Raw genomic sequence first — 25,424 nt, 5'->3', positions numbered from 1 at the left:
GCGTTTCATTGCTTAATGACACCCGGCAAGCGCTGAGCGCAACGGTTTCCTAATGCACGCGTCGGCCGGACCGATCGTTGCTCATTAATCACTGCACTCAACAGGATTTCAATGAAAGCTGTAATTCTTGCAGGCGGACTTGGAACCCGGATTTCCGAAGATACCGTCAATCGTCCGAAGCCAATGATCGAGGTTGGCGGGAAGCCGATCCTCTGGCACATCATGAAAATCTATTCAGCCTATGGCGTGAATGATTTCGTGATCTGCTGCGGCTACAAGGGCTACGTGATCAAGGAATATTTCGCCAATTACTTTCTTCACACGTCTGACGTTACGTTCGACATGCGCACGAACGAAATGCAGGTGCATCAGCAATATGCCGAGCCGTGGAAAGTAACGCTGGTGGACACGGGCGAGTCCACGATGACAGGCGGACGGCTGCGTCGCGTCAAGGATTTCGTGAAGGACGAGGAAGCATTCTGCTTCACCTACGGCGACGGCGTGAGCAACATCAACATCACATCGCTGATCGAGTTCCACAAGCAGCAAGGCACGCTCGCAACACTCTCCGCCACCTTCCCGCCCGGTCGTTTCGGTGCGCTGGACTTGCACGACAATAAAGTGAGTTCGTTCAAGGAAAAGCCGAAGGGCGACGGCGGCATGATCAACGGCGGCTTCTTCGTGCTCTCGCCGAAGGTCATCGACCTGATTCCCGACGATGACTGCATCTGGGAACGCGAACCGCTCGAGAAACTCGCGGAAGGCGGCCAGCTTTCAGCCTTCGAACACGAAGGCTTCTGGCAGCCCATGGACACGCTGCGCGACAAGAACCATCTCGAAGAGCTCTGGCAAACCGGCCGCGCGCCGTGGAAGGTGTGGTAATGATCGACCAAGCGTTCTGGCGCGGCAAGAAGGTCTTTCTTACCGGTCATACGGGCTTCAAAGGCAGCTGGCTTACGCTTTGGTTACAGGCGCTCGGCGCCCGCGTCACCGGCTTCGCCCTTGCACCGGACACCACGCCCAACCTGTTCACGCTCGGGCGTGTGGCCGACGGCATCGAATCGATCATCGGCGATATCCGGGATCGCGCCTTGCTGACCGAAGCCATGAAAGCCGCGAGCCCCGACATCGTGATCCACATGGCGGCGCAACCGCTCGTGCGCGAGTCGTATGTGACCCCGGTGGAAACCTACGAGACAAACGTGATGGGCACGGTGCACGTGCTCGACGCCGTCCGGCAGGTTCCGGGCGTGCGGTCTGTCGTCATCGTGACAACGGACAAGTGCTACGAGAATCGCGAATGGGAATGGGGGTATCGCGAGAACGAAGCAATGGGCGGCTACGATCCGTACAGCAGCAGCAAGGGCTGTGCTGAACTCGTAACCTCGGCGTACCGGAACTCGTTCTTCAATCCCGCCACCTACGCAACACATGGTGTTGCCGTGGCAAGCGGACGAGCAGGCAATGTGATCGGCGGCGGCGACTGGGCGGCTGACCGGCTGATTCCGGACATCATGCGTGCGATCTCGCGCGGCGAGACGGTAAACATTCGCAACCCGCACGCCATTCGTCCGTGGCAGCACGTGCTTGAACCGCTTAGCGGCTATCTGATGCTGGCTGAAAAGCTCTACACCGAGGGACCGCGTTTCGCCGACGCGTGGAACTTCGGCCCCAACGACTCGGACGCGCAACCGGTTCAAGCGATCGTGGAGCGGCTGACGTCCCAATGGGGCGACGGCGCTAACTGGCGTCTCGACGGCGGCGAGCATCCGCACGAGGCTACGTTCCTCAAGCTGGACTGCTCGAAGGCGCGCGCACGGCTGGGCTGGCGGCCGCGCTGGGACCTGAACCATACACTTGACACGATCGTCGCCTGGTACAAGGCAGCGGCTGGTAACGAAGACGTGAAGGCCGTTACGCTAGCCCAGATCGATAAATACACCCAAATTTGACGGACCCCACCATGACAACGAAAGATCAGCTCCGAGAACAAATCATCCAGCTCGTCCGGCAGTACGGCGAGATCGCTTCGCAGCCCGTTGCCTTCGAACCTGGCAAGTCCGTCGTGCCGCCTGCGGGCAAGGTAGTCGGTGCGCCCGAGATGGAAGCGATGGTCCACGCGTCCCTCGATGCATGGCTCACGACCGGTCGTTTCAACGACGAATTCGAGAAGAAGCTGGCCAAGTTCATTGGCGTGAACTTCCTGATTACCGTGAACTCGGGTTCGTCGGCAAACCTGGTCGCGTTCTCTACGCTGACCTCGCCGCGACTCGGCGATCGCGCCATCCGTCCGGGCGACGAAGTGATCGGCGTGGCTGCAGGCTTCCCCACCACCGTCAACCCGATCCTGCAATTTGGCGCGATTCCGGTTTTCGTGGATGTGGAGCTTGGCACGTACAACATCGACGCGACCCAGATTGAAGCGGCGATCTCGCCGAAGACGAAAGCGATCATGCTCGCGCATACGCTTGGCAATCCGTACAACCTCGAGACGATCGTCGCGTTGTGCAAGAAGTACAACCTGTGGTTGATCGAAGATTGCTGCGACGCATTGGGCGCAACTTACGACGGCAAGCTGGTTGGCACCTTCGGCGATATCGGTACGATCAGCTTCTATCCGGCGCATCACATCACGATGGGCGAAGGCGGCGCAGTCTTCACGAACAATCCGGAACTGAAGCTGATTGCAGAATCGTTCCGCGACTGGGGCCGCGATTGCTATTGCGCGCCGGGCAAGGACAACACGTGCGGCAAGCGTTTCTGCTGGAAGCTCGGCAACCTGCCCGAAGGCTACGATCACAAGTACACGTATTCGCACCTCGGCTACAACCTGAAGATCACCGACATGCAGGCAGCCTGCGGACTCGCGCAGATGGATCGTGCGGAAGGCTTCGTGCAAGCGCGTCGCGACAACTTCGCGTACCTGCATGACAAGCTTCAAAGCTGCAAGGAATTCTTGATCCTGCCGCACGCGACGCCGAATTCAAACCCGTCGTGGTTTGGTTTCCCGATCACGCTCAAGCCTGAGGCCGATTTCCGTCGTGTGGACCTGCTTGCGTACCTGGATCAGAACAAGATCGGCACCCGCCTGCTGTTCGCGGGCAACCTCACGCGCCAGCCGTACATGATCGGACGCAACTATCGCGTGAGTGGCGAACTGACGAACACCGACATCATCATGAACCAGACGTTCTGGGTCGGCGTGTATCCGGGCCTCTCCCGCGAGATGCTCGACTTCATTGTCGAGAAGATCGAGACGTTCCTCGGCGTGAACTTCTAAAGCGGGATTTATGCGCAAGCCGCTGCCTCAGGATGACCTGGACTTCGTCGTCGAGCGTACCGCCGACGTCTGGTCCGCTCTCGACCGGGCGCGGCTCTTCGTCTCCGGCGGCACGGGCTTTATCGGCTCGTGGCTGCTCGAGGCGGTGCAACACGCGAACCGCCTGACTGGCTGCAAGATCGAAACGGTTGCGCTGAGCCGAGATCCGCAAAAAGCCATCGATTACGCACCGCATCTGTTCGCTGCGCGCGGCATGACGCTCATTCAAGGCGATGTGGCGAGTTTCGAGGCAGAACGCCAAGCTATCGACGCCTGTATTCACGCGGCGACTGACGTTGCCGATCTTGCCCGTGCCGGCGACGCCTTGCGCGTGTTCGATACCGGCGTGACCGGCACGCGGCGTGTGCTGGATTTCGCACAGGCTAACGGTGCATCGAGGTTTCTGCTGACATCGAGTGGTGCGGTGTACGGCGTACAACCGGCCACACTCGCGCGTACGCCCGAAACGTTCTCGGGCGCACCCGACCCGTTGAAGATGGCAAGCGCCTACGGTGAGAGCAAGCGCGCCGCCGAATGGCTCGCATCTGCTTACGCGCAACAGCACAGCGGCATGCACGTCAGCATCGCGCGGATCTATGCGTTGCTTGGACCGGCCATTCCGCTGGACGGTCCGTTCGCCGCGGGCAATTTCATCCGCGATGCGCTGGCGGGAAAACAGATTGGTATCAACGGCGACGGCCGTCCGTTGCGCAGCTACCTGTACATGGCCGACGCGTGCATCTGGCTCTTGCGCATGCTGGTTCGCGGTGAAAGCGGAGCCGCGTATAACGTGGGCTCCGAGCGCGAAATATCGATCACCGATCTCGCGCGGATGGTGGAAGACCAATGCGGCTCGACGCTGCCCGCAACACCGGCAGCGCGGGCCGGCAATGGTCCGGCGCCGCGTTATGTACCGGATACGTCGAAGGCGCGTCACGCGCTTGATGTCGACGAATTCACTCCTTTGGAACTGGCCCTGTCCAAGACGATCAACTGGAACCGCTCAGCGGTCATGGCATGAAAAAATTCGACGCAGTCCGCGTTCGCAAGACCATTCTCGACATGGCGTTCGCCGGTTCGACAGTTCATATCGGTTGCGCATTTTCGATCGTGGAACTGCTTGCGGTGCTTTATCGCAATCACCTGAACTTCGACGCTACGGATCCGCATGCGGCGCACCGTGACTACATGGTGCTGAGTAAAGGGCACGGCGTGATGGCGCAATACGCCTGCCTGCATGAGATCGGCTGGCTGAGCGATGAAGAGATGCACACCTACTTCGGCAACGGCACGCGTCTGAAGGGTCTGGCCGACGCTCACGTGCCCGGCGTGGAAGCCACGGCGGGGTCACTTGGCCACGGTTTGTCGGTCGGTGTCGGCCTCGCGCTCGGCGCGAAGATGAACAAGACGCAGCAGATGTGCTACGCGCTGGTGGGCGACGGCGAACTGAACGAAGGCGCGATCTGGGAAGCGGCGCTGTTCGCGGCTCAATTCAAGCTCGACAACCTGGTCGTGATTGTTGATGTCAACGGCTTCCAGGCGATGGGCACGACCGATGAAGTGATCAGCCTCGGTGATATCGAAGCCAAGTTCACGGCGTTCGATTTCGAGGCGGTGACCATCGACGGCCATGATGAAGCGGCCATCGACCGTGCGTATCAGGATTTCAAGGCGAGCAAGAACGGCAAGCCGAAGGCGCTAATCGCGAAGACGGTCAAAGGCAAGGGCGTGTCGTTCATGGAACACGACAACATCTGGCATTACACGCGGCTCAATCCGCAGACCTACGAAGCCGCCATTACGGAACTGGGAGAGCGCGCATGAGAGACGCATTTTCAAACGCGCTGGTAGCGGCCGCGAAGAAAGACCCGAAGGTGTTGTTGCTGACGGGGGATCACGGCTACGCCCTCTTCGATCCATTCCGCAAGGCCTGCCCCGACCAGTACCTCAATTGCGGCATCGCAGAGCAGAACATGGTGGGCGTCGCCGCCGGTTTAGCGAAGGCAGGTTTCAAACCGATCGTGTACGGACTCGCCGCTTTCGTGCCGATCCGCGTGCTTGAGCAGATCAAGATCGACGTGTGTTATGAGAATCTGCCAGTCACCTTCATTGGCGATGGCGCGGGCGTGGTGTATGCGCAGCTCGGCACGAGCCATCAAAGTACTGAAGACATCGCCGCGCTGCGCGGCGTGCCGCACATCTCTATCTACTCGCCTGGCGACCGTTTCGAACTAACAGCGTGTGCCGAGCATATTGTGCGCAATCCGGGACCGGCGTACCTGCGCATGGGCAAGGCCGATCTCGGCGATGTGCATCATGGTCCGATTCAAGGCTGGAGCAACGGCGATCTCATTCCGGTGACGAACACTGGGGCGCCGTATCTGTTCATCGGTACGGGTTCTGGTCTGAAGATGGCTCAAAAGGCCGCTGTTGCGCTGGGCAATGCAGACGTTGTTTCGGCGCCCTGCCTCAAGCCTTTCCCCGAGAAGTCGCTGCGTGAGCTGGCAAAGGGACGTGAAGCGATCGTCACGTTCGAGGAGCATTCCATTTATGGCGGACTCGGCGGCGTGGTTGCCGAGACGCTGATGGGTCAGTACCTCGGCACGTTCGTACGCGTCGGTATTCAGGATCAGTTCAGCTCGTTGTGCGGCAACTATCCTTTCCTGATGGAAAGTCACGGCTTGTCGCCCGAGGCCGTGGAGCGGCAGATCAGGGAGGCATTGAATGCCAGTGTCCAACTCCAGGACTGAAGGCGCGGTCAACGGACAGCCTATTGCCAACGATCCGATCGCGCTTGCCGCGGCTCCCGAGCCGCGTGTCAACACGTGGTATCAGTTGCTGCGCTTCCTGGTGGTCGGCGGGATCAACACGGTCTTCGGTTATGCCCTGTTCGCCGTCTTCACGTGGTTCGGGATGGGATATCCGCTCGCGATTGCGCTGGCGACCATCGGCGGCGTGTTGTTCAATTTCCAGAGCGTCGGCCGCCTTGTATTCGGCGGTGCTCCGCGTTCGCGGTTCTGGCGGTTCGTGGGCGTCTATTGCCTGATCTACCTGATCAATCTCGGTGGTGTGAAGCTGTTATTGAGCGTTGGCCTCAATGTGTACGTGGCGAACGGCATCATGCTGATTCCGCTCGCTGGCCTCGCTTTCATCCTTAATCGTCGGTTTGTTTTCAATCTGCCATGAAGCATATAACGGTCGTCACCCCCTGTTTCAATGAAGAAGAAAATGTCGAGGCGGTTTATACCGAGACGAAGCGGATTTTCGGGACCATTCCGGAAGTCACGTACGACCATTTGTTCATCGACAACGCTTCCTACGATAAGACCGTCAGCATTCTTCGCGGTATTGCCGCAGCCGATCCGAACGTCAGCGTGATCGTGAATGCCCGCAACTTCGGGCATATCAAATCACCGGTTCATGGCTTGCTGCAGGCTAAAGGTGACGCAGTGATCCTGCTTGTGGCCGATCTTCAGGATCCGCCCGAGTTGATGCGCGACTTTGTTCGCAACTGGCTGGAAGGTGCGCCGGTTGTTGTTGGTGTGAAACCCGAGGCTAAGGAATCCGCTTTGTTTTTTGCCATTCGCCGGGCGTATTACCGAATGGTCACGCGAATTGCCAACGTCAAGCTGATCCAGAACTTCACGGGCTTCGGGCTGTATGACCGGAAGGTGATCGAGATCATTCGGCAAATCGACGATCCGTATCCGTACTTCCGCGGTTTGATCTGCGAGATCGGGTTCGATGCGATCCAGATTCCCTACGTGCAGCCGAGACGCAAGCGCGGGATATCGAAGAATAATTTTTATACGCTGTACGACATCGCGATGCTGGGCATTACATCGCATTCGAAGGTGCCGCTGCGATTGGCGACTATTGCCGGGTTTTTCTTGTCGGGCGTGAGCCTGTGCGTTTCTGTGATCTACATGATCCTGAAGCTGCTGTACTGGAATAGCTTCGTTATGGGCAGCGCGCCGCTGCTGATCGGGCTGTTCTTCTTTTCATCGGTCCAGTTGTTTTTTATTGGGCTGCTGGGGGAGTACGTTGGCGCGATTTTGACTTATGCGCAGAAGAGGCCGTTGGTGGTGGAGCGGGAGAGGATTGTGGGTGGTGGACCAGCCCTCGTTGTTCATTCCGATAGGACTGCTACTGATTCGATCTCGCCCACTGCATAGTAAGAAAAGCGCTTGCCCTGCGACGGGCATTTTCGCCAAGCTGTACCTGGAAACCAAGCTGAAAATGGCCCGCCCTACTTTGAGGTGGGTCGCCGTCCCGGCGCATAAACGTTGCTTGTAACGGGGATCGCGGCCTGCTTGTTGATTGGAGGCACCAGTTCTACCTGCAGGTTTCAAACGCTGGACGGCAATAGCGACTACCAAGTTGTGGGCTATCGATCTGGGATCAGCCCCCTCCGCCTGCATCCCGTGTCTGTGCGCAACCGGCGACGACTTGCGCAATGACGCACAGTTCGTCGCGGATATCGAAAAACGGGTTACTGTCGAAAATCCCGATGCGTCGATGCGAGGTGTCTGAGCATACCGATCGGAACTAGCCCCTTTCCTTTGTTACCGCGGCATCAGTTCGGCGCCACTCTGTTGAGGACCCAGCCTGAACCACTTTTTTCGAGCGAGAAATGATTCGGCGAGGCCGAAGGATCCAGATGCAGAAATGGGAACGGAATCTCGCCAGGGACGACCACCTTTTTCTGTACCGTCTGATATATCAGATCGCCACCGATCCACGGCGGGAGTCCCTTTGTGTCGACTATGTCTCCGTCTTGCACTGGATTCAGCAGCCCATCGCGCAGCGCCTGCTGCAGGGAAACCCGATCGTTCCAGAATCCGGCGTCCAACACATCGCGCATGTGGTGATTCACAATCACATTAAGCGGGATGTAGAGCGCAATGATCATCACCATAACTACTCGTCCAGCATTTGGCGAGTACGTGCTGATCGCGCGGATAGCCGCAGTCAAGAAGAACGCGACGCCAAAAAACTGATAGTAGACCGGCAGATAGCCCGCACCCCAAATGATTTCCTTCTGGTACTTCGCCGACATCGAGATTGTCACCGCAGGAAGAATAATCAACGCGGCCGCACAAAAGTAGGCGAACCAATCGATTCTGCAGGCGATCGTTTCGCGACGTGTCGATACCACTAGCAGCACGAAGACGATGCCCCCTAGCAGCCAGAGAGAATGACTGTTTTCGAACGTATTTAGGAGCACCGGATACGGGACTTGCCAGTAACCGCGAAACGCGTAGAAGCTTCCCGGCAAGCCTGCGATCAGTTGCTTAGAAAGCGTCAAAAGGACGAGCGACATTCCACCGAATGTGGTGCCCTCGTATTGTCCGCTTGCGTGACTCTTGATCCAAAGCTCAAGCGCAATGTACGACATGGCTGGCACGACAACAATCGACAGCGACGCGATCGTATTTCGAATGGCCTTCCGCTGAGACAGGACCAATAGCAACGCAACCGGAAAATAGATGACGTTCAGTTCGTAGATAAAGAGCGACACGGCGACCACCGCAACGGATGCGTACAGCCACTTGGTCTGAAACGTGTTTTTCCACTTTGCTAGCAGCACGAGGGACACGATCATGTAAATCCCGAGGCTCGGATACAGCGTCGAGAACGCGCCGATTGCTTCAAAGAAGTCCCTCAGTTGCAACGAGCCGACAAATACGATCGCGAACGTCAAAATGAAGCCCCTGCTGGCCTTCAATTCCCGGAGTAACCATCCGAAACATGCGACATTGATCAACACAAGTGAAACGTCAATCAGCTTGATGAAGACTGGATTGTGAACAAAGTAGAAGAGCGGGTACATCTCAAGGTAGGCGCCGAGCAACCGTCCTGAATCGGGACTGGTTGCGAACATTTTCCAGGTGAACGCCCAGATGCTCAGTCCGTAGCGGTGAACCATCCCCCATACCTGCGAACTTACGACATCGTCGTACCAGAAACCGGACTGTACATACGGCCGCAGTGTGATCCCACTAAATATCAGGAACAGCAGGCTATACGCAACCAATCGGGGAAACGAGTTTTTGCTGGTCGGAATTGGTAGAGACACGAATTTTCCGGTAGTGAATTTCTAAAATCTCGTTATGTTACCGGATCCACCGAGCTGCCAAACTCGACTTTTCTTCGCCACCCGATAACCTCGACAGGCGCCATCTGTATGCCAGGGTCGCTTGACCGCCCAAGCAAAAAAATCGCTCGGTTGACGCGATTGGCATCCATCTCGTAAACCCTCAACCAGGGATACCTCATGTTGCTATTTTCTGATCTCAACACCATCCTCGGAGAGCCGCATGATTTCTTGCGCGGAATGTGACGTCGATGGTGCGATCGTTTTCTCGCCTGGGCGAATGAGATTGAAGAATATTTGATTGCCATCTGGACTCACCAACGCAACCTGGCCATTTAACGCTCGACTCCAATCGGCTTCTATAGCACGTCCTGCGTCCTGATAGCCCCGCCGATCAATCCATACACCAGCAAATCCCAAGCGACGAGTGACTTCAAGTTGACGTGCGAGCGGCTCGGACGCCAGCGCGCGGAAAAAAATGTCCGCTTGGCGGCCCTTGATGGCGCCGAAGCTCCATCCCAGAGTCTTGGATTGAAGAAAACCCCTTGCTTGGTCGTAGGTTTGCAAGCCGTTAACCGGAGGCACTTCCGGGAATGCGACGTAAGGAAGCTGATAAATATTCCCCCGCTTTCCTACGATTCGTTCGATCGAGGTGACGAATACCGAGTCGCTACGATACGAAGCTTGGCTGGATTCGAGGCAAGGCAAGCACGCCGAAGTCGTTTGGTCCCACACCGCAAAAACGCATAGGCCGATCGCGCTAGCTAGGGTTGCGTAGTTAAGTGTTCGGGTTCGCTTGATGCGGGCCATGGCTCGTTCGATCAGCATCAAGGATGCAGCTACCGAGAAGAATGCGATAAAGACGCTGGCGCGATTCCATGCGCGGATAAGGGGGCTAACGAGAAGCGCAAATAGGGCTGAGAATCCGCCTATCGAACAAACCAAAACAAACACTAATGTCAATACCGAAAGTATCAAAAATCGCTCATCAAGGGTCTTGGTGCGCGCGAACAAGGCCATAAGCAGTGCTAGAAAACCGACGCTACCAATGATGCCCAATGATGCAGTCAGGTTCTCAGTGACCAGCGGAAAGGTCGACGAATATTTGGTGTTGAGACGCGCAAACGGGCTGAACCTATGGTCCGGTCGCGGCAAGAGCAACTGTGCAATTTTTAAGCCATAGATTTCGGACTCTACCGGACTCCTCTGCGCCGTTTCTGCATTTGCACCATGTTGCATTCGATAGATGACGGTAGGCGCGACATTCGCAGCTACGCCGGCCACGACGATTGCAGCGGCGACGGCGGCTCCGCGAAAAGACCTGAGTGATCCCAAGCGGGAAAAGCGCATCGCGCCTGCGGATAGAATTGCGATGACGCCGAAAAAGGCGAAATAGACCCCGAAACACGACAAAGCTAAGAGGACCAGAACATCGCGACCCTGGCTTGCCATCGTGCGGTGGTCGAAAAAATCCAAAGCGCCTCGATACGTTCGGAGGGCAAGCCATGTGAACGCTGGAGCCGCGAAATACCACGTGTAGAAAAGGTGTCCGTAGCCTGCCCGCAAAAAATGAAATGGCAATAAGGTAAAGACCAACCCACCTGCGAAACTCAGAAGTTGTGATAGCCGCATCGCGCACAGCGTGACGTACGCGACAACAGCATTAAGCGCGAAGCTCAACATGTAATAGACGTTGAACGCAGCTGCAGCGCTGCCGAGCGTCACCCCTAGCGCTTTCAGCACGAGCAGACTTCCGGAATCGGGAATTGGGTAGTCGTAAATACTGGAACCGAACGGGGCGCCCATTAGGTTAGAGTTGAACACCCAGGGGTTCTCGATAACGCGTTTTGTCAGCGTCAAGACCAGGAGGCCATCGCCCGAATAAAGAAATGGAACATTTATGTCGAAGTGTCGTCCGCCAACAAGTGACCAGCCAATGAATATCGCCACAATGCTCAAGGCGAAGCAAACGACCGACGTTGATGCAGCGTCTTTCGCTTTCAGAAGAGGGGGCGTGTTTTCGGAGAAGTCAGTCACGGTTCGGTTCTGGTATTTCAGTGAGGTTGGTCATCCGGCGACTGAACTATTTAAAAGGCCGACGGTACGAGCCGCATTCTATCTTCTTAGTCTTGCGACTCGCAGCCTCCGCGTATATAAGTTGCTGCGCGAGGATCGAGTGTTTCGTCGAGCGCATGCGTGGGGCAAGACATCGGACAGCCCGTCGCTCTCACCTTTGATCCCCGGCACGTTGAGCGACTACTGCAGCACGTGGCGCAACGTGCTGACGTATCCGGGAAATCGACAAGGTGGTCCGTCGGACTCAACTTGCACTGCATCGTGTCCAACTATGGCCGTCACAGGCATCTCAAGGTTAAGGTATAGCTTGCTGCACGGCCTCGATGACGCATGTATTCGCATATCTGCTGCTCATGGCGGAGCCTGGTCGAACACTTCTTTGCGTTGATTACCAACAACGTCATACGTCGAGGCTCCTTCGGCTAGGTCAAGCAACTCGTCCATCGAATCGATCAGTTCTCCCCCACTATAACGAAAACCGCAACCCGTTCTCGTGAACCGCTCCCACCGACTTCATCATCGAAAAGCTTCACAGACTTTGTACGCGAGTCAGCGGGACGGGACATCAGGCCCTCACCGTCAATATGAATAGCCGACCGGGTTATCATAGCGGTTCCGAAGCACGTTCTCGCCTTCCAAGGACAAAGCATGGAATCAATTGCAAGCCTTGCAAGATTGGACGCAAAAATAGCTGAGTGCGACGCAGCGGCTTCCGATGCAGCATTGCGTGAGATTTTCGCAACTTTTCGCATGGAGCCTCCGCTTGTGGGCGTCAATCCATTTAGCAGCGAATATCTCTCTGCGCAAATGGCGCTCTACAAGACCATCACCGAGAAGAACTATCAGGTGACAAATGAGGAGACCAAGTTCGATATCGACGCAGCAGCGCGCAGGCCGTTCCCGTACGGCACAAACAGCGCGGAGGTTGTGGGGAATCAATTGCTGGCGATCGGATCGTTGCTTCGTCGCTTGGATGTGCCCGCGGGCGCCAGGATTTTGGAGTTCGGACCGGGATGGGGAAACACAACTTTAGCTATGGCGATGGCCGGCTATGAAGTAACCGCCGTTGATATCGAGCCGCGCTTCTGCGAACTTATCAAGCGACGTGCAGCTCAAAACGACGTATCGATCCAAGTAGTCAACAGCGATTTCATGTGGGCGGAAAACGTAAAGGAACCGTACGACGCAGTGGTTTTTTTTGAATGTTTCCACCACTGCGCCGACCACATGCGTCTGCTCAAGGCGCTTCGGACAGCGGTCAAACCAGAAGGACGTGTGTATTTTGGTGCGGAACCCATCACTGATGAGTTCCCGGCGCCCTGGGGTTTGCGTCTTGATGGCGAATCCCTGTGGGCCATACGCAAGCACGGTTGGCTTGAACTTGGATTCACTGAGAAGTATTTCGAACAGGCGCTGCACTCAGCAGGGTGGGACGTCGTGAAGTACGCGTCGGGCGACCACTTTTCGGCAAATGTTTGGGAAGCGAAGCACCTCGAAAACGTTGAGGTAGTTGTTCCTGCCACAAGTGCCAGCATAGGGTCCGTTATCGGATCGCGGACTAAGCAGGGCATCACAGTCGAAGGCAGCTCGAACGGATGGGCATTCTTCGGACCATACTTGCGCCTTCCGGCCGGGAAGTGGATTGCGAAGGCTATCCTTGCGAGCAATAGCGCGACATGCGGCGTCGGGACGGTCGACGTCTGCGCCGGAAGCGCAGCAACAGTTATTGCCACAGAAGTGGTTGATCTATCGCGATTATCCAGAAACGCGATTCAAGTAACTTTCGAAGTCAGCAAGGCTACAACAAACGTCCAAATGCGATTCTTCTGCACTGAAGGTGTTTCATTTGCTCTCGAAGCTATCGAGTTTCGGCACGGATAAACTGTGATCTGAGGAACGACTAAAAAATGATAGGCAAAACCCCGTACGAGATACTGGCGGACGCGCATGAAAATCTCGTGACGGAGAACGTGCGGTTGAAGGCGGACATTGAGCGGCTGAAGCGCGAACTCGCCAGGGCTAGCCACGCTGCGCCCGAGAGCGAGCATTTACGTCTATCCTTCGAAACAGAGCGTGACCGAGCCCAACACGCGGAAGAACTTCTAGACGTCCAAAGTAAAATGCTATCCGCGGAAGCTAAACGCAACGAGATACTACTACAATCGTCCTCTTGGAGGATCACCGCTCCACTGCGTGCGATGGCAAAACTTTTCAAGTGAGTGAAAAACATTCCGCCGTGGGGGTAAGCTAAGAAACGCGCTCAGACACTGCTCAGCGACAAGGACGCGTCAGCGTACCAGGTTCGGCGGCGTACGAGCGGGATTTACGTAACGTAAAGTCGATCTGACTCGACCGTTGCCGCCTAGGCCACTGATCCATCAGCTTAAGTTAGTGCAACGGCTCATCAAGCACGCACGAATTCCACTCGCTCCAGTTCAAGCGAGACATTAGAGTCGCAATAGAGTCGGACCTCGGTCTTATGGACTGGCCCAGGGACAGAAAATGATAGTTGGGTAACTCTAGTCTCAAACCGATCAAAGTTGAATTTCTCGAACACATGAACTGTTTTGCCGTCGTTAGAGCAGACGTCCAACGTCCCAATCCCTGAAACCCTAGCGTCCTCACCAAAATAAATTTTCGCAATCCAATTCCCTGATGGAATCGTCGCGTATGGGCCATGAAATCCCCATGCAGAACTGATGTTGTTTAGAGACCAACCGTTTGGTACGCGCGCACCGGCAGGTGAAAAGATTCGGTCGCTGGCTGCAGAAAAAGACAAAGTCTTTTCATCGAATCGGCTCGCTTCCCATACGTTCGCAGCGAAATGATCACTTGAGAGGTGAGGCGTCACGTCCCAACCGGTTGCGAATAGGGCTTCGGTAAAGTAGTCCTGCGTGAAGCCTAGTTCAAGCCATCCGTGAGTTCGGATCGCCCATAGTGACTCACCATCAAGCCGGACTCCCCAAGGCATTGGCAATTCGTTCGTGATGGGCTCCGCACCGAAGAACACGCGACCCTCTGGTTTGAGCGCCGTATGGAGTGCTCGCAGGAGTCGCAGATGATCCGCACAATGATGGAAACACTCAAAGAATACGATTGCATCAAATGGCTCCCCCTTGAAACTTTCGACCCAGAAAAAATCCTCGTTGATTGTCTCGATCTTCACGCCGGCAGTTGCTGCGCGGTGTTGAATAAGTTCGCAGAATCGAGGCTCCAAGTCTACCGCGGTGACATCGTAGCCAGCACGGGCAAGAGCAATCGAAGTGTTTCCCCATCCTGCGCCAAACTCCAAAATACGGGCACCGCGATGTAGATCCATTGAACGAAGCAGCGCGCCAATTGCCGTAAACTGCAGGCCCACGGTTTGTGCATTACCGCTGCTGTACGGATACGGAGTTTTAGCTGCTTCGTCGACATCGAATGGGACAGATTCATTTTCAAGGGTGTATTGCTTTCCAGCAATTTGCGCATAGAGGTTGATCTGAAACTGCGCGTATTCGTCACTAAATGGATCGGCGGGTATGCCCTCAGGCACCGCGAGCCGAAATTTGTTCATCGCTCTCGCCGCCATGCTGTCGTATGTGACGGTTTTCGTGAAGTTCGAAAGAAAGTTGTCTAGTTCTGAGATGGAAATTTCTGTATGCACGGGTCGTCCCTCGGCTATTATTTATATTTACATGTGAAACCTGTGCACTGAAACGCGCCGCCTCCAAGCGGTTTTTATGTATTCGTTACGGTATTGATATGCGTTTCAGATGCCAAGCGTTGCCAGCAGAAACATCGCGATATAGTGAAAAACGCTGCGCGTCGGGCCGCGGAGCCGAATTAAACCATGCTTGCACAACGGCTTCTCGCGGAATAAAAACATTCTTTTGTATTGTTTGATAAATCAGATTACCGTTGATGTACGTTGGTTGATCGACAATTTCGAGCGTGTCGCCATTACGAACGGGGCCGAGAATGCCGTCTTTCATCGCTGCAACAAAGGTGCTTCTTGGCTCTTGGAACACGTTGTCAACACGATGAGCCGTCTGAACGTTGAGAATCCAATTCGAGGAGACGTAGACTGAAAAGATCAAACCGACGAGAACAACCTGCGTCTTTGTAAGACGGAAAAGGAGGCGTTCGAACGCAACCGCGCCAACGAGCGCTAACCCAAAGTACTGGTAATAGACTGGTATGTGAGCGTCGCCCCACCCCAGTTCGGCTTGATATTTGGCAGAGATCGCGATCAGCGCTGGGGGGAAAAAAACGAACGCACCAGCGCCTGCCAAAAGCCGTAAATTCAATGGGTCCGCCGGTTGCGATGGTTGACGGAAAAGGTGAACGTACGTCATAAACGACAGTAGGAACACGAGCATCGCCGTCGCATTACTCATAACCGCCGAAGCGAGTCGCTTAAATCCAAATTCGGGTTCAAGACTCAGGAAGTAGAAGCTCCCTGGTAGCGTCGCGACTAGCTGTTTCGCATATGCGACGGGGACAGCCGTGAGCGACCCAAACGAAGTCCCACTATACGGATGCGCAGTGTGTTGCTTTAGATACAAATTCGCCGCAATCCAAAGCGCAAATGGAAGAGTTACGATCAAGAAGCTCAGCGCACGTCGCTTGTGGGGTGCGATCGCTATGCAAGTAAATGCTATCGGTAAAAACACAAAATTTAGCTCATAGCAAAGCGTTAATAGTGTTGCAAGCACTGTCGACGCAGCAAGGTACTTCACAGATCCGGTTTGATACCACTCGCCGAAGAAAATCAGCGATATCGTGAGACCAATTCCAAGCAGTTGACAAAACGATGCGTATGCTGCGATTGGATCGTCACCAGTCCGGATTTGAAACAACGATAAAACAAAAAGTATGAACAGACCAACGGCTCGCCACGACAGCCGCAACTGGCGGAGTAGGACAACAACCACAGCAATATGCGTAATCACCAACGCGACGTCTACTATCCGAATGACGCCCGGGTCCCTGGTAATGTAAAAAAAACCATAGACGACTGGCCAGCACAAGAGGATTCGACCGTAGTCGATGAGCCATACGTTGATAACTCGCAATGAGAAATCCCAAAGGCTCACATCAAACCGGTTTAACATGCCCCAAGTCTGGCTGTTTATTGCGTCATCAAACCATAGGCCGTTGGTCGCATACGGCAACAGCAACAGCGCCGCGAGGGGGATGCCTACCATTGCTAGTCCAAGCAGATGTGCTTTTTCCCTTGTTCGCTCCATATTGTGGCGTTCGTCCGATTCCCGTAACGGCGCTATGTTACACGTTACGGGTCAGCGTATTGAGCATGACGTGCTACTTAGGTTCAAGATAGAGCATCGTTCCCCCAGAGCTTCTGGCAACCACTTTGTATTGTGACGCCAAGTCCGAAAGAGCGATGCCAGGAGCCGGCGCGGAAAAATCTCCAACTCCGACAAAGACACATGGCAACCGGTGCGCAAGAATCCAGTCGAGCAACTCTTTGCGGTCAGCAGTCGTGAGCATCTCCACTAGGCCTGGCCCACTACTTGGTGACATCAAACCGGTCTCAGCGTAGTAAATCCCTTGCCTGGCGGACAATATTTCGCAAAGCTTTGTCCCGCGCGAGTGCGCTCTTATAAAATCGCTCTCGTTCTGGACATATCTGTCAATCACCACGGCGGGACCAGTCACTCTAGCGAGTGCATCCGAAATCATGGATGGAGCGTGAGCAACAAAAGCTACATTGCAAGTTAGCAAAAAAGCGACCGCCGTAGCTGGCAGCCACAACTGATTTCGAGACAGCACTTTGGTTTTAATAGCCAAGAGCGTATCGTCTGCCAGGATGATCGCTATTAAGACAGCGGGCCAGACTACTGATGCCAAATTCAATACGTGAGACCGCCCCTCATAGTAAAAAAATAGGCCTAGGCCGAGAACGCTGAGGTAGAAGATCAGCTCGTGCCGGTTACTTCTGGATCCATCCCTCCACGATCGCAAAGCGATAATAGACGCCAACAAGTAAATGCCGAGCACCGACATCCAAGGATGGATCTGCCTGGGCAAGGGAAGCATACCGAAGCCCAACTCGTAAAACAGCGCCTGGTACTTAAATAGCCACGTCACGTGCACCGGAAGTATGGATTTGACCGCTAGATATGCAAGAAAAAATGTGATGAGGCAGATCGTCGTCGCAACGTGAATCGCAATGTAGAGAGGGAAAGCGGTCTTGTGGCGGACAAAAACCTCATTTCCTCCAGAACAACGAGTTCCTCTGTTTGTGAAGGCGAATCGGGTGATCAGGAAAACACCAAAGCCGACAACGATGAAAAGTCCAGTATCTAAATTCCAACAAACTCCTAGTGCTCCAATAGCGGATACAACGCTCGCGCGGAAAAAAGTCTTTTTGACTGAAAACGCGTGGAACGCAGCTACCGAAAGCGCGGGAAAAAGGAAACGCACTGGCCAATATTGATAGTAGAACTCACCCATCCCGGCAAAGTAGATGACCGTGCCATAGGTCACAGTGATGAGCGCGATGCCCCCAATTAGTCGCAGCACGTGACTGCGCACTCGCGTGAAAATTACCCAAAAAAGCACACACAGCGAAATGATTTGAAAAATGCCGAAAAGAGCGCTGAAGCTTGCCACGCGTAGTTTTACGAAGTGAAACAGAGGCGCAACTATTTCCGGAAATAAACCGTACTGCGATGGAAGATCGGCAAGTAGCGTCCTGCCGCCGACGACTTGGCTAAGTGGATAAAGGACGGCGTCGAGATGGGTGTTCCAACGGCCATCCCCTCGGGTAACGTCATGTATATCTACGAGTCGCCAGGCGAACAGTTGAAGAAGCGCCGCACCAGACAGCAATACAAACACAACCGTGCCACTTACAACGTGGATCTGAGTGAAACGGTATCTTTTAACCGTCGCCACGAAGATCCACAAAACCGCGCCTAAAATACATGCAAGAAAGAGCCAATTGTCGTCGGCCGCAGTGGTCGATGGTCCGACGATGAGAGCCAAACTATCAGATCCAAACAGCGGCGCTGCGAGGATAGCGGAACATAGAAGTGTCACCGTCACCGAGCCGCTCGACCCCAACATTCGCGCCACGGCGGTAACTCTGTCCGCCATACCTTGGCTCGCACAAAAAGCCATCGCTGCCAGAGGCGTTCCGATGGATAGCAGTAGAAAAGTCAACCGCTCATGCGGCTTGGGTTGAACGGACAGCCGATATTTTTCAATCAAGAGACCTACATCTTGACGAGTCGATGTTGGAAAGAGGTTGAGCACCACGATGATGAGCGCCGTCGTCGCAACTATTGCTAGCAAAACGTACAGAAACGACAGTTGTGTGGAAGTCACTTCTTCTTTATTCACTATCCCCAATCCTTCGCTCCCGGTTACGCGGCGTAGTGCCTAATTGGCGCACATTCTAACCCCCGAAAAACAAATGTATGGAAAAGTAAATGGGCGATGAGCACGTTGCAACTCCCCCAAATCTCAACGTTGACGTCCATTCGGTACTACCTTCAATTCTTCAGCAGCGTGGTCTCAGTTGAATAGCGTCGTCCAAGTCAGTCGCGTGGTATAACGCCATTTCGCCGAAGCAGCTTCCTGTGACATCATCGGTCGTGCCAGTCAACCCGTCGACATTCCTACTCGCGGAAACACTGCTTGTCGGTCCGTCTGAGCGATGGTCATGGCGCAGTGGAAGAATCGTGGTTTTGCCAACAGCGACTGAGCTCACTGATCATAGCTCCGCAAGCCTGCGAGCGATCCCCCTGAAAACCGGAGTGTTGGAAAGCACAGTTTCCCAGTGATAATGAGGAACACATCCGAAGTGTGCAAATGTGGGCAAAAACGCGGAACAATAGTGCAGAAGAACGACCTGAACGGCGACCAAGCCCCGAGCGCCTTCGATGAATTCAAATCTCTCTTGCCTGACTGTGGAAACATCCATATCGACTCTTTAATTTTATTAGCAGCACATACTATCGCACTCCGAATGTGGCTCCCCGCCCTTTCCCAGTATGCCGATCGGCCACTTTTGGTGGCCCGCCGGAGCGTAAAGCGGACGTTTCACAGCCGCGAAGGCGTTTATTTGAGCGGATATTTTGAGAGAAAAAGGCGAAACAAAGCCCCGATGCTCCGTTAAGCATTGGGGTTTTAGCGTCATGCCGCTAAATGGATCAGATGCAGGACGCCATCTGCAGGCTTATCAGGATAGTAACGCAGCGCAGCAATCTTCAAGGGCAACCTCTACTTGTGGGTGATAGTTCAACCACAGCCGCTGCGCATGATCTGTACACAACGAAGCCGGTTCCGCGCCGCATGTCCGGCTCGGTGTTGCACGAGGCTTCCAGCGTTACCGGATGTCAGGGGAGCGTCGAATTCGCAACGATGCGGCCCTGAACCACACTCAGCGCAGCCTACGCCGGAGGTGCATCCCCGTCCGACTTTCGCCAAACCTGATAGCACTCGCCATCAATGACGACTGCATTGAGTTGTTGAGCACTTTGCTTCCACGTGAGCCATGGCATCTGCACCGACGACGGAGCAAGGTTCACCTTGTCCAACTCGATCCACGCCTTCACCGCGCTCCCCAATGCGCTTGCTGTATCGCCTTCGAAATAGAATGCGTGATCGCCGGCCACTTCGCGAAACACCGGAATATCTCGCGCGATGATCGGCAAGCCCTTCTGCGCCGCTTCAATCAGCGGCAATCCGAATCCTTCGCCTAGCGATGCCGCCAGCAAACACGACGAGGCGCCGTAAACCCTCTCAAGGTATTCGTCGCTTATACCCTGCAGCCAGAAAAACCGATCGTTCTGTTCTGCGTGCTGACCCAGCACTTCAGCAAGGCCTTCGACACCCCATCCTGCCTTGCCGACAATGACAAGATTCACGTCGACATTATTAGCCCACAACTGCTCGAACGCGGCGAACGCCTGAACGTGTCCTTTACGCGGCTCCACCGTGCCGACCATGACGAACGTCGGTTTGGCGCGCAAGGCATCGAGCACCTCGTTCGCATCCTCAGGAAGTCCCTTTGACGGCTGACTGTTTTCGATGTCTGCACCGAGGTGGAAATACCCGAGCTTTAGTTCTCGTAGGCGCTCGGGATTCGTGACGTCCAGCCAAGCCTTGACGTCGTCGGCCACCGCCCGCGAGATACCGATCAAACCATCCGAAACTGTAGCGATGGTCTGTACCCATGACGGAAAGCAGAGCGCTATGCCTTCATGAAACCATTCCGGCCGAAGCACCGGCAGCAGGTCGTAAACGACGAAATAAATTGCCACGCCCCTATTGCGCTGTGCCTTGAACCAGCCTTCGGCGGCAGGGGCGGTATCGGCAATAAGATCGAGGCCGAGGAAAATGTCGCCCTGCTGCGCGTCGACCCATTCGTCCTCGTCTTCCGTTGCCTCCTCGCGGGCATTCAGGCTGCGCAAGTAGGTATTCGCGTATCGGTAAGCCATCTCCTGACGATCAAGCCGCACGGGCCTAACTTCCCAACCTGGTGGCGGCGCATTGAGCAAACAAAGAAGAATCGAGCGCGTAACGCGTTGAATACCCGATTTAGCGTCGAAACCGCTGAGTACCGACACGTCCACCAGAAGTTGTGGCACTCGCAGAGCGCGCTGATTGGCTGCGATCGCGTTGGCAGCGGCAATGTAGTCCACGTCAGAGGCGGGAATGCCCAGCTGCGCTAACGCACCGATCAGACTGCGATAGCGGCTTTCCGCAGACTTCCACTCGACGACGGCCCCGGTCACCGGCGGCGCGGTTTCGCGCTTGGCATGGGCAATCTCAAAAGCTTTGAGCGCGCGCTTACCTGTAGCGTCCCAAGAGAACTTGCTAACCCTCTCGGGAGCCGAAGCGCGCAACGCCTCCCAATAGGTTTGATCGGTCAGCGCGCGTTCCATCATATTGGCCATTTGATTCAGATCGAGCGGATTGAACAACGCGTCCTCGCGTCCGATTACCTCGGGCACACTCGTCGTCGCCGATCCAATCACGGCAGCACCGCACGCCATCGCCTCGAGCGCGGGCAAGCCGAAACCCTCATGCAGCGATGGGAAAACGAAGAGATAGCACTGGCTGTACAACGCAATGAGATCCAGGTCCGACACGTAGTTGGCAAGTACAAGTTCGTCCGCGCTCATACCGTGCTTCCGGGCCAGCTCATGCAAGCGCGTTCTGTCCAGATCGGTCGGCTGACACACGATGAACAACTGATGCCGCTGCCGCAACTCCTCGGGCAATTTCGAATACGCAATGATCAATCCATCGAGATTTTTCCGCGGCTCGACAATGCCGGTCGTCATCAGAAACGGACGCGAAATGCCAAAGCAGCTGTGCAGCTTTCGCACTTCCGCGTCGTTCTGCTCAAGCCGCGTGAACGAAGCGGCGACTGCAGACGAAATACTCGTGATACGGGAACCGGGTATGCCGAGTTCCCGCCGCGCTTCTTCACCGCAGTAGTCCGAAATGGCGAGCAGCACGTCGGCGCGTTTCAACGCATCGATCTTGGCGTAGTAATGCTGTTTGCGGCCTTCATCGGGTAGATATTTAGCGGGATTCAAAAATGGAATCAGATCGTACAGTGTGACCGCAACCAACGTGCTCCCATCAAATGCCTTGACCGAAGTCATGGAAGTATCCACATAGCCTTCGAACAGACTGCTGATATGGACCAGATCGGGTTCGAGTTCGGCGATCGCGTATTCGCGAATCGACTCGGCGGCACGGGTTCGCCAGTCATGCGCACTCTGATATGGCGTGAGCGGTGGGATTGCGAAAGCGGCAATCCGCCCAGCGGGCAGTAAGCCTTCGAACGAAGCCCGGATCTCCTCGATCGAGTCCGGGAAGAGATCGCTTAGGACGATCCATACTTCGTGTTCGCCCGCATTACGTACGATGGCTTGGGCGAGCGCAAGACTATATCGGCCGATACCCCGCAGCCGACTGACCGACTGACATCCTTGAAGATCCAAAACAATACGCATGGCAGTACCGGGAAATTATTGCGTGTCGCCGTTCTTGGCGCTTATCAGGTCGTGATAAATTGAGCGCCCGCGCGCGGTCAACCGTCCGACAGATTCAACGGCGGGAAGTGGCGCACCCGACACCACACCCTGCACTGCGTCGAAGCCGGCATAGCGTACAAGACGCGCTCGCACCCGCGGAAACCGTGCCAGTAAATTGGCGATCCGCTGCTTAAGCGCAGGGCGGCACCGCACGTAAGCGACAGCGTGTAACAACCCCAACCTCGCCGTCCGCTTCGCGGCCCCCGGTGCCCCTCCCGCTTTGCGCACTGCCTTGCCGACCACTCGAATTGGCGACGACAGCCGCCAACTGCTGCTGCTCAGCAACGCGATCACGTGCTGTTGCGACCGGTTTGCCAGATCTTCCGCTGCGGCTGCGCGCGCATGAGCCGCCTGGAGCTGCGCTTCGAGCTCCTGCGCCCGCTGCATTTGTTTCGAATTGCTCGCGGCCTCTTGGGCGTCGAGCAAACGCGCTTGCAAGACTTCCAGCCGTCCGTGCGCTTCGCCCAACCGTACCTGCGTCTCGTCCATTCGCTCGAGGGTGTCATGCAACTGCACACGCGCGCTCGTAGCATCCGCACGCAGCGTTGCGCGTTCCGCCTCCGCTTCAATAACCCGCTCTAACAATGCATTCACGTCTTCAGCCTCCTTCGCCGAGATAGGCAATGGCGAGTCGCTCACAAGCGAGTTAGCGACCTCAACCAATTCATTGCCTGCCTTCTTGAACGCGATGATCGCGTAATCCGGCGCCTGCATGAAGTTCTGATCGAGCGACGACACTACCCTGTTGATGACGCTCGCGCCCGACAACTCGGTCGGCATTAGCTCGAGATTGTTCTGCAGAAAGCCGCGATTGACCGGCACGATAACGACCTGCTCGAACCCCGAAAACTCCGCCGCAAAACTAAGGAGAATTGAGGGAATGGGTCGTTCATGGGTCGGGTCGAGATAGAAGTTGCAAGCCCCGACCAACAGGTTCGCCGGATTCGGTGTCTCAAGCAAAATCGCTCCGCCGTCGTCGACAACTCGATACGCTTCCCGCAAGAACAACAGCAAGTTCTCGAAGCCAAGATGCTCGACCACATGGAACGCGCTGATCAACCCGTACGACTGATCCGGTTGCGCACCGAGGTATTGCATCGCGTCGGCGCTGAATACGTTGAGTCCAGCTCGCTTGCCGTCCGCTACGAAGTCATCGTTGAGATCAAGACCTTCCGCAGGAACACCGCGCTCGCCGAGCAACTCGAGCCATTCCGCACGCCCGCATCCCACGTCCAGCACCTTCTTCTGAACCCGGTTAGCAAGCGCTTCGACGAGCGGCAAATACACGCTCTGCCGAGACTTGATCAACTCTCGACTGCCTCGAAAGCGATCCTCAAGGGCTCGATAAAAATCGTCCGATACCATATACAGCGCTGCGCCTCGTTATACGTTAGTGATTCTCGACGCTCAGTTCCGGCTCGATCCACGCGCACCCCACAAACTTCTTCTTCGACATGTTCAGCACCTGAAACACCACAGCGAAATCGCGCCACTCATAATTCTTCACCACGTGCGTGTCACCGGCATGCAGCGCCAGCGCGATCGAATAGCTGCCTTCGCCGAGGTTCGCCGGGAACGTAAAGCCATAAGTCATCCGGTCACCCGCCTTCAGCGCCTTGGTCGAGCGCTCCAGGTGATACGTGTTGGTGCCGAATATCGGCTGCCCGACACGGTCCTTGATCATGTAGCCCAGAACCAACTCGGCAATATCCGCTTTCACCGCGACGTCCACCTCCAACGTCACTTCGCTCCCTACGTCGATGAGTTCGCTCACCTTACCGTTTGCACTGAGCAGCCGGATATTATCGATAACCGCTTCGCCCGAGCCCGATTTGGTCTGCGTCGTGCCATCTTCGCTTTTCGTCTGAACAACATTGGCTGCTTCCTTGTCGGCAAGCAGCGCGTTGTAGTAGTCGAAAATGGCTTCCGGCGAGCCTTCCAGCTCAAGTCGCCCGGCATTAAGCAGGATCGCCCGATCACAAATCGCCTGGATGGCTGTCTTGTCGTGCGACACGATCAACAGCGTCGTGCCCTGCTCGCGGAACGTGCGGATCCGATCGAAACTCTTGTGCTGGAAGTATGCATCGCCGACCGAAAGCGCTTCGTCGATGATCAGGATATCCGGCCGGTGAAAAGTGGCGACGCTAAAGGCGAGGCGCATTTGCATGCCACTCGAATAGACGCGCACGGGTTGATCGATTGCATCGCCGATTTCGGCGAAATCCTCGATCCTGCTCATGTTCTGCGCAACTTCGTCGGCTGAATAGCCGAGCAGTTGCCCCGCCATGATGACGTTCTGACGGCCGGTGAAGTCAGGATGAAAACCCATGCCGAGCTCAAGCATGGCGGCCACACGCCCTGTTATTGTGATGCGGCCGTTGGTGGGCTGCGTCGTGCCGGTGATCATCTTCAGCAGCGTGCTTTTGCCCGCGCCGTTAATGCCGACAATACCCAGCGATTCGCCCTGCTTGATGACGAAATCGATGTCCTTCAGCACCCACTTAAGGTCATGTCGGACGATCCGTACCGGCGACAGCCATTCTAGTAATCGTCCGAAGCGGGACGGATATTGCTTATATGCTTTGCCGACATTCTGTACCGAGATACTGCCCATGTTCCGATCCACTTTTACGGTTTGAACCGTGAGGGTACGCTGACCGACAGCCATAGACTGTCGCAGGTACCGGATGCGCAACGGCCTCACAAAACCAATGCATTCGCATGAAACCGCGGCATCTGGCTACTCGACTCGCGCCGGGACGCTTTACAGCGGCGCTTCGCCGGAAACGGAACCCGCGTGCAGCACCACAGCCAATAGCGCGCAAGGCTTGACAGCCGTGCGCGCTTCCCAAAAGACCACGCAAAGCCG

17 protein-coding genes are annotated in these 25,424 nt (G+C 55.6%); 9 read left to right on the top strand and 8 right to left on the bottom strand.

Annotated elements, in window-relative coordinates; genetic code table 11:
- Window positions 1–111: 111 nt before the first annotated feature.
- The 8 genes from rfbF to M0D69_RS25125 are packed head-to-tail and all read left to right on the top strand — an operon-like array spanning window position 112 to window position 7,494.
- A complete protein-coding gene (rfbF, locus tag M0D69_RS25160; RefSeq protein ID WP_301784574.1) occupies window positions 112–882 on the top strand; it encodes a glucose-1-phosphate cytidylyltransferase in 771 nt (256 codons plus the stop codon).
- On the top strand, window positions 882–1,952 hold the full coding sequence (gene rfbG, locus M0D69_RS25155) for a CDP-glucose 4,6-dehydratase (RefSeq protein WP_301784573.1): 1,071 nt from the start codon (window positions 882–884) through the stop codon (window positions 1,950–1,952). Before rfbF ends, rfbG begins: the two co-directional genes overlap by 1 nt.
- A gap of 11 nt (window positions 1,953–1,963) precedes the next feature.
- Window positions 1,964–3,280, top strand: coding sequence for a lipopolysaccharide biosynthesis protein RfbH (rfbH, locus tag M0D69_RS25150; RefSeq protein ID WP_301784572.1), 1,317 nt, complete (start codon window positions 1,964–1,966; stop codon window positions 3,278–3,280).
- A gap of 10 nt (window positions 3,281–3,290) precedes the next feature.
- Entirely contained in the window at window positions 3,291–4,340 is a 1,050-nt protein-coding gene (locus M0D69_RS25145; RefSeq protein WP_301784571.1) for an NAD(P)-dependent oxidoreductase, read from the top strand.
- Window positions 4,337–5,143 (top strand): transketolase, encoded by an 807-nt coding sequence (locus M0D69_RS25140; protein WP_301784570.1) that lies wholly within the window; start codon window positions 4,337–4,339, stop codon window positions 5,141–5,143. Before M0D69_RS25145 ends, M0D69_RS25140 begins: the two co-directional genes overlap by 4 nt.
- Window positions 5,140–6,069, top strand: coding sequence for a transketolase family protein (locus M0D69_RS25135; RefSeq protein ID WP_301784569.1), 930 nt, complete (start codon window positions 5,140–5,142; stop codon window positions 6,067–6,069). Before M0D69_RS25140 ends, M0D69_RS25135 begins: the two co-directional genes overlap by 4 nt.
- Window positions 6,044–6,505 (top strand): GtrA family protein, encoded by a 462-nt coding sequence (locus M0D69_RS25130; protein WP_301784568.1) that lies wholly within the window; start codon window positions 6,044–6,046, stop codon window positions 6,503–6,505. The genes M0D69_RS25135 and M0D69_RS25130 overlap by 26 nt, the downstream gene beginning before the upstream one ends.
- On the top strand, window positions 6,502–7,494 hold the full coding sequence (locus tag M0D69_RS25125) for a glycosyltransferase family 2 protein (protein ID WP_301784567.1): 993 nt from the start codon (window positions 6,502–6,504) through the stop codon (window positions 7,492–7,494). The genes M0D69_RS25130 and M0D69_RS25125 overlap by 4 nt, the downstream gene beginning before the upstream one ends.
- Window positions 7,495–7,895: 401 nt before the next feature.
- Here M0D69_RS25125 and M0D69_RS25120 read toward each other — a convergent pair whose 3' ends face one another.
- Together M0D69_RS25120 and M0D69_RS25115 are read right to left on the bottom strand one after the other, a co-directional pair.
- Window positions 7,896–9,398, bottom strand: coding sequence for a hypothetical protein (locus M0D69_RS25120; RefSeq protein ID WP_301784566.1), 1,503 nt, complete (start codon window positions 9,396–9,398; stop codon window positions 7,896–7,898).
- A 204-nt stretch (window positions 9,399–9,602) separates the two neighbouring features.
- A complete protein-coding gene (locus M0D69_RS25115) occupies window positions 9,603–11,453 on the bottom strand; it encodes a sugar translocase (RefSeq protein ID WP_301784565.1) in 1,851 nt (616 codons plus the stop codon).
- 687 nt (window positions 11,454–12,140) lie between these two features.
- On the opposite strand from M0D69_RS25115, the gene M0D69_RS25110 reads away from it, so the two are divergent.
- Window positions 12,141–13,373, top strand: a complete 1,233-nt coding sequence (locus M0D69_RS25110) for a bifunctional 2-polyprenyl-6-hydroxyphenol methylase/3-demethylubiquinol 3-O-methyltransferase UbiG (protein WP_301784564.1) — start codon at window positions 12,141–12,143, stop codon at window positions 13,371–13,373.
- A 523-nt stretch (window positions 13,374–13,896) separates the two neighbouring features.
- Here the strand turns inward: M0D69_RS25110 and M0D69_RS25105 are convergent.
- From M0D69_RS25105 to M0D69_RS25080, 6 genes are all read right to left on the bottom strand, one after another.
- Window positions 13,897–15,138 carry a bifunctional 2-polyprenyl-6-hydroxyphenol methylase/3-demethylubiquinol 3-O-methyltransferase UbiG gene (locus M0D69_RS25105; protein ID WP_301784563.1) on the bottom strand — a complete coding sequence of 414 codons (1,242 nt, stop codon included), beginning with the start codon at window positions 15,136–15,138 and terminating at the stop codon, window positions 13,897–13,899.
- 85 nt (window positions 15,139–15,223) lie between these two features.
- The gene (locus M0D69_RS25100; RefSeq protein ID WP_301784562.1) at window positions 15,224–16,723 is read right to left on the bottom strand and encodes a hypothetical protein; all 1,500 of its coding nucleotides are present in this window, start codon (window positions 16,721–16,723) and stop codon (window positions 15,224–15,226) included.
- Between the two features lie 73 nt (window positions 16,724–16,796).
- Window positions 16,797–18,842, bottom strand: a complete 2,046-nt coding sequence (locus M0D69_RS25095; RefSeq protein ID WP_301784561.1) for a hypothetical protein — start codon at window positions 18,840–18,842, stop codon at window positions 16,797–16,799.
- Between the two features lie 1,052 nt (window positions 18,843–19,894).
- The gene (locus M0D69_RS25090; RefSeq protein WP_301784560.1) at window positions 19,895–22,474 is read right to left on the bottom strand and encodes a glycosyltransferase family 1 protein; all 2,580 of its coding nucleotides are present in this window, start codon (window positions 22,472–22,474) and stop codon (window positions 19,895–19,897) included.
- A gap of 15 nt (window positions 22,475–22,489) precedes the next feature.
- A complete protein-coding gene (locus M0D69_RS25085) occupies window positions 22,490–23,863 on the bottom strand; it encodes a bifunctional 2-polyprenyl-6-hydroxyphenol methylase/3-demethylubiquinol 3-O-methyltransferase UbiG (protein WP_301784559.1) in 1,374 nt (457 codons plus the stop codon).
- Between the two features lie 82 nt (window positions 23,864–23,945).
- A complete protein-coding gene (locus tag M0D69_RS25080) occupies window positions 23,946–25,169 on the bottom strand; it encodes an ABC transporter ATP-binding protein (RefSeq protein ID WP_301784558.1) in 1,224 nt (407 codons plus the stop codon).
- Window positions 25,170–25,424: the final 255 nt, after the last annotated feature.

It is taken from the genome of Caballeronia sp. SEWSISQ10-4 2, from assembly GCF_030464885.1.
Lineage (GTDB): Bacteria > Pseudomonadota > Gammaproteobacteria > Burkholderiales > Burkholderiaceae > Caballeronia.
The sequence above is the reverse complement of the archived record's forward strand: the minus strand, read 5'-3'. Positions and strand labels throughout refer to the sequence as shown.

What these genes read in the sequence shown, in the direction of transcription:
- M0D69_RS25080 (WP_301784558.1), bottom strand. Translation starts at nt 25,169, where the DNA reads ATGGGCAGTATCTCGGTACAGAATGTCGGCAAAGCATATAAGCAATAT.
- M0D69_RS25110 (WP_301784564.1), top strand. Translation starts at nt 12,141, where the DNA reads ATGGAATCAATTGCAAGCCTTGCAAGATTGGACGCAAAAATAGCTGAG.
- M0D69_RS25100 (WP_301784562.1), bottom strand. Translation starts at nt 16,723, where the DNA reads ATGGAGCGAACAAGGGAAAAAGCACATCTGCTTGGACTAGCAATGGTA.
- M0D69_RS25145 (WP_301784571.1), top strand. Translation starts at nt 3,291, where the DNA reads ATGCGCAAGCCGCTGCCTCAGGATGACCTGGACTTCGTCGTCGAGCGT.
- M0D69_RS25130 (WP_301784568.1), top strand. Translation starts at nt 6,044, where the DNA reads ATGCCAGTGTCCAACTCCAGGACTGAAGGCGCGGTCAACGGACAGCCT.
- M0D69_RS25090 (WP_301784560.1), bottom strand. Translation starts at nt 22,474, where the DNA reads ATGCGTATTGTTTTGGATCTTCAAGGATGTCAGTCGGTCAGTCGGCTG.
- M0D69_RS25140 (WP_301784570.1), top strand. Translation starts at nt 4,337, where the DNA reads ATGAAAAAATTCGACGCAGTCCGCGTTCGCAAGACCATTCTCGACATG.
- rfbH (WP_301784572.1), top strand. Translation starts at nt 1,964, where the DNA reads ATGACAACGAAAGATCAGCTCCGAGAACAAATCATCCAGCTCGTCCGG.
- rfbF (WP_301784574.1), top strand. Translation starts at nt 112, where the DNA reads ATGAAAGCTGTAATTCTTGCAGGCGGACTTGGAACCCGGATTTCCGAA.
- rfbG (WP_301784573.1), top strand. Translation starts at nt 882, where the DNA reads ATGATCGACCAAGCGTTCTGGCGCGGCAAGAAGGTCTTTCTTACCGGT.
- M0D69_RS25125 (WP_301784567.1), top strand. Translation starts at nt 6,502, where the DNA reads ATGAAGCATATAACGGTCGTCACCCCCTGTTTCAATGAAGAAGAAAAT.
- M0D69_RS25135 (WP_301784569.1), top strand. Translation starts at nt 5,140, where the DNA reads ATGAGAGACGCATTTTCAAACGCGCTGGTAGCGGCCGCGAAGAAAGAC.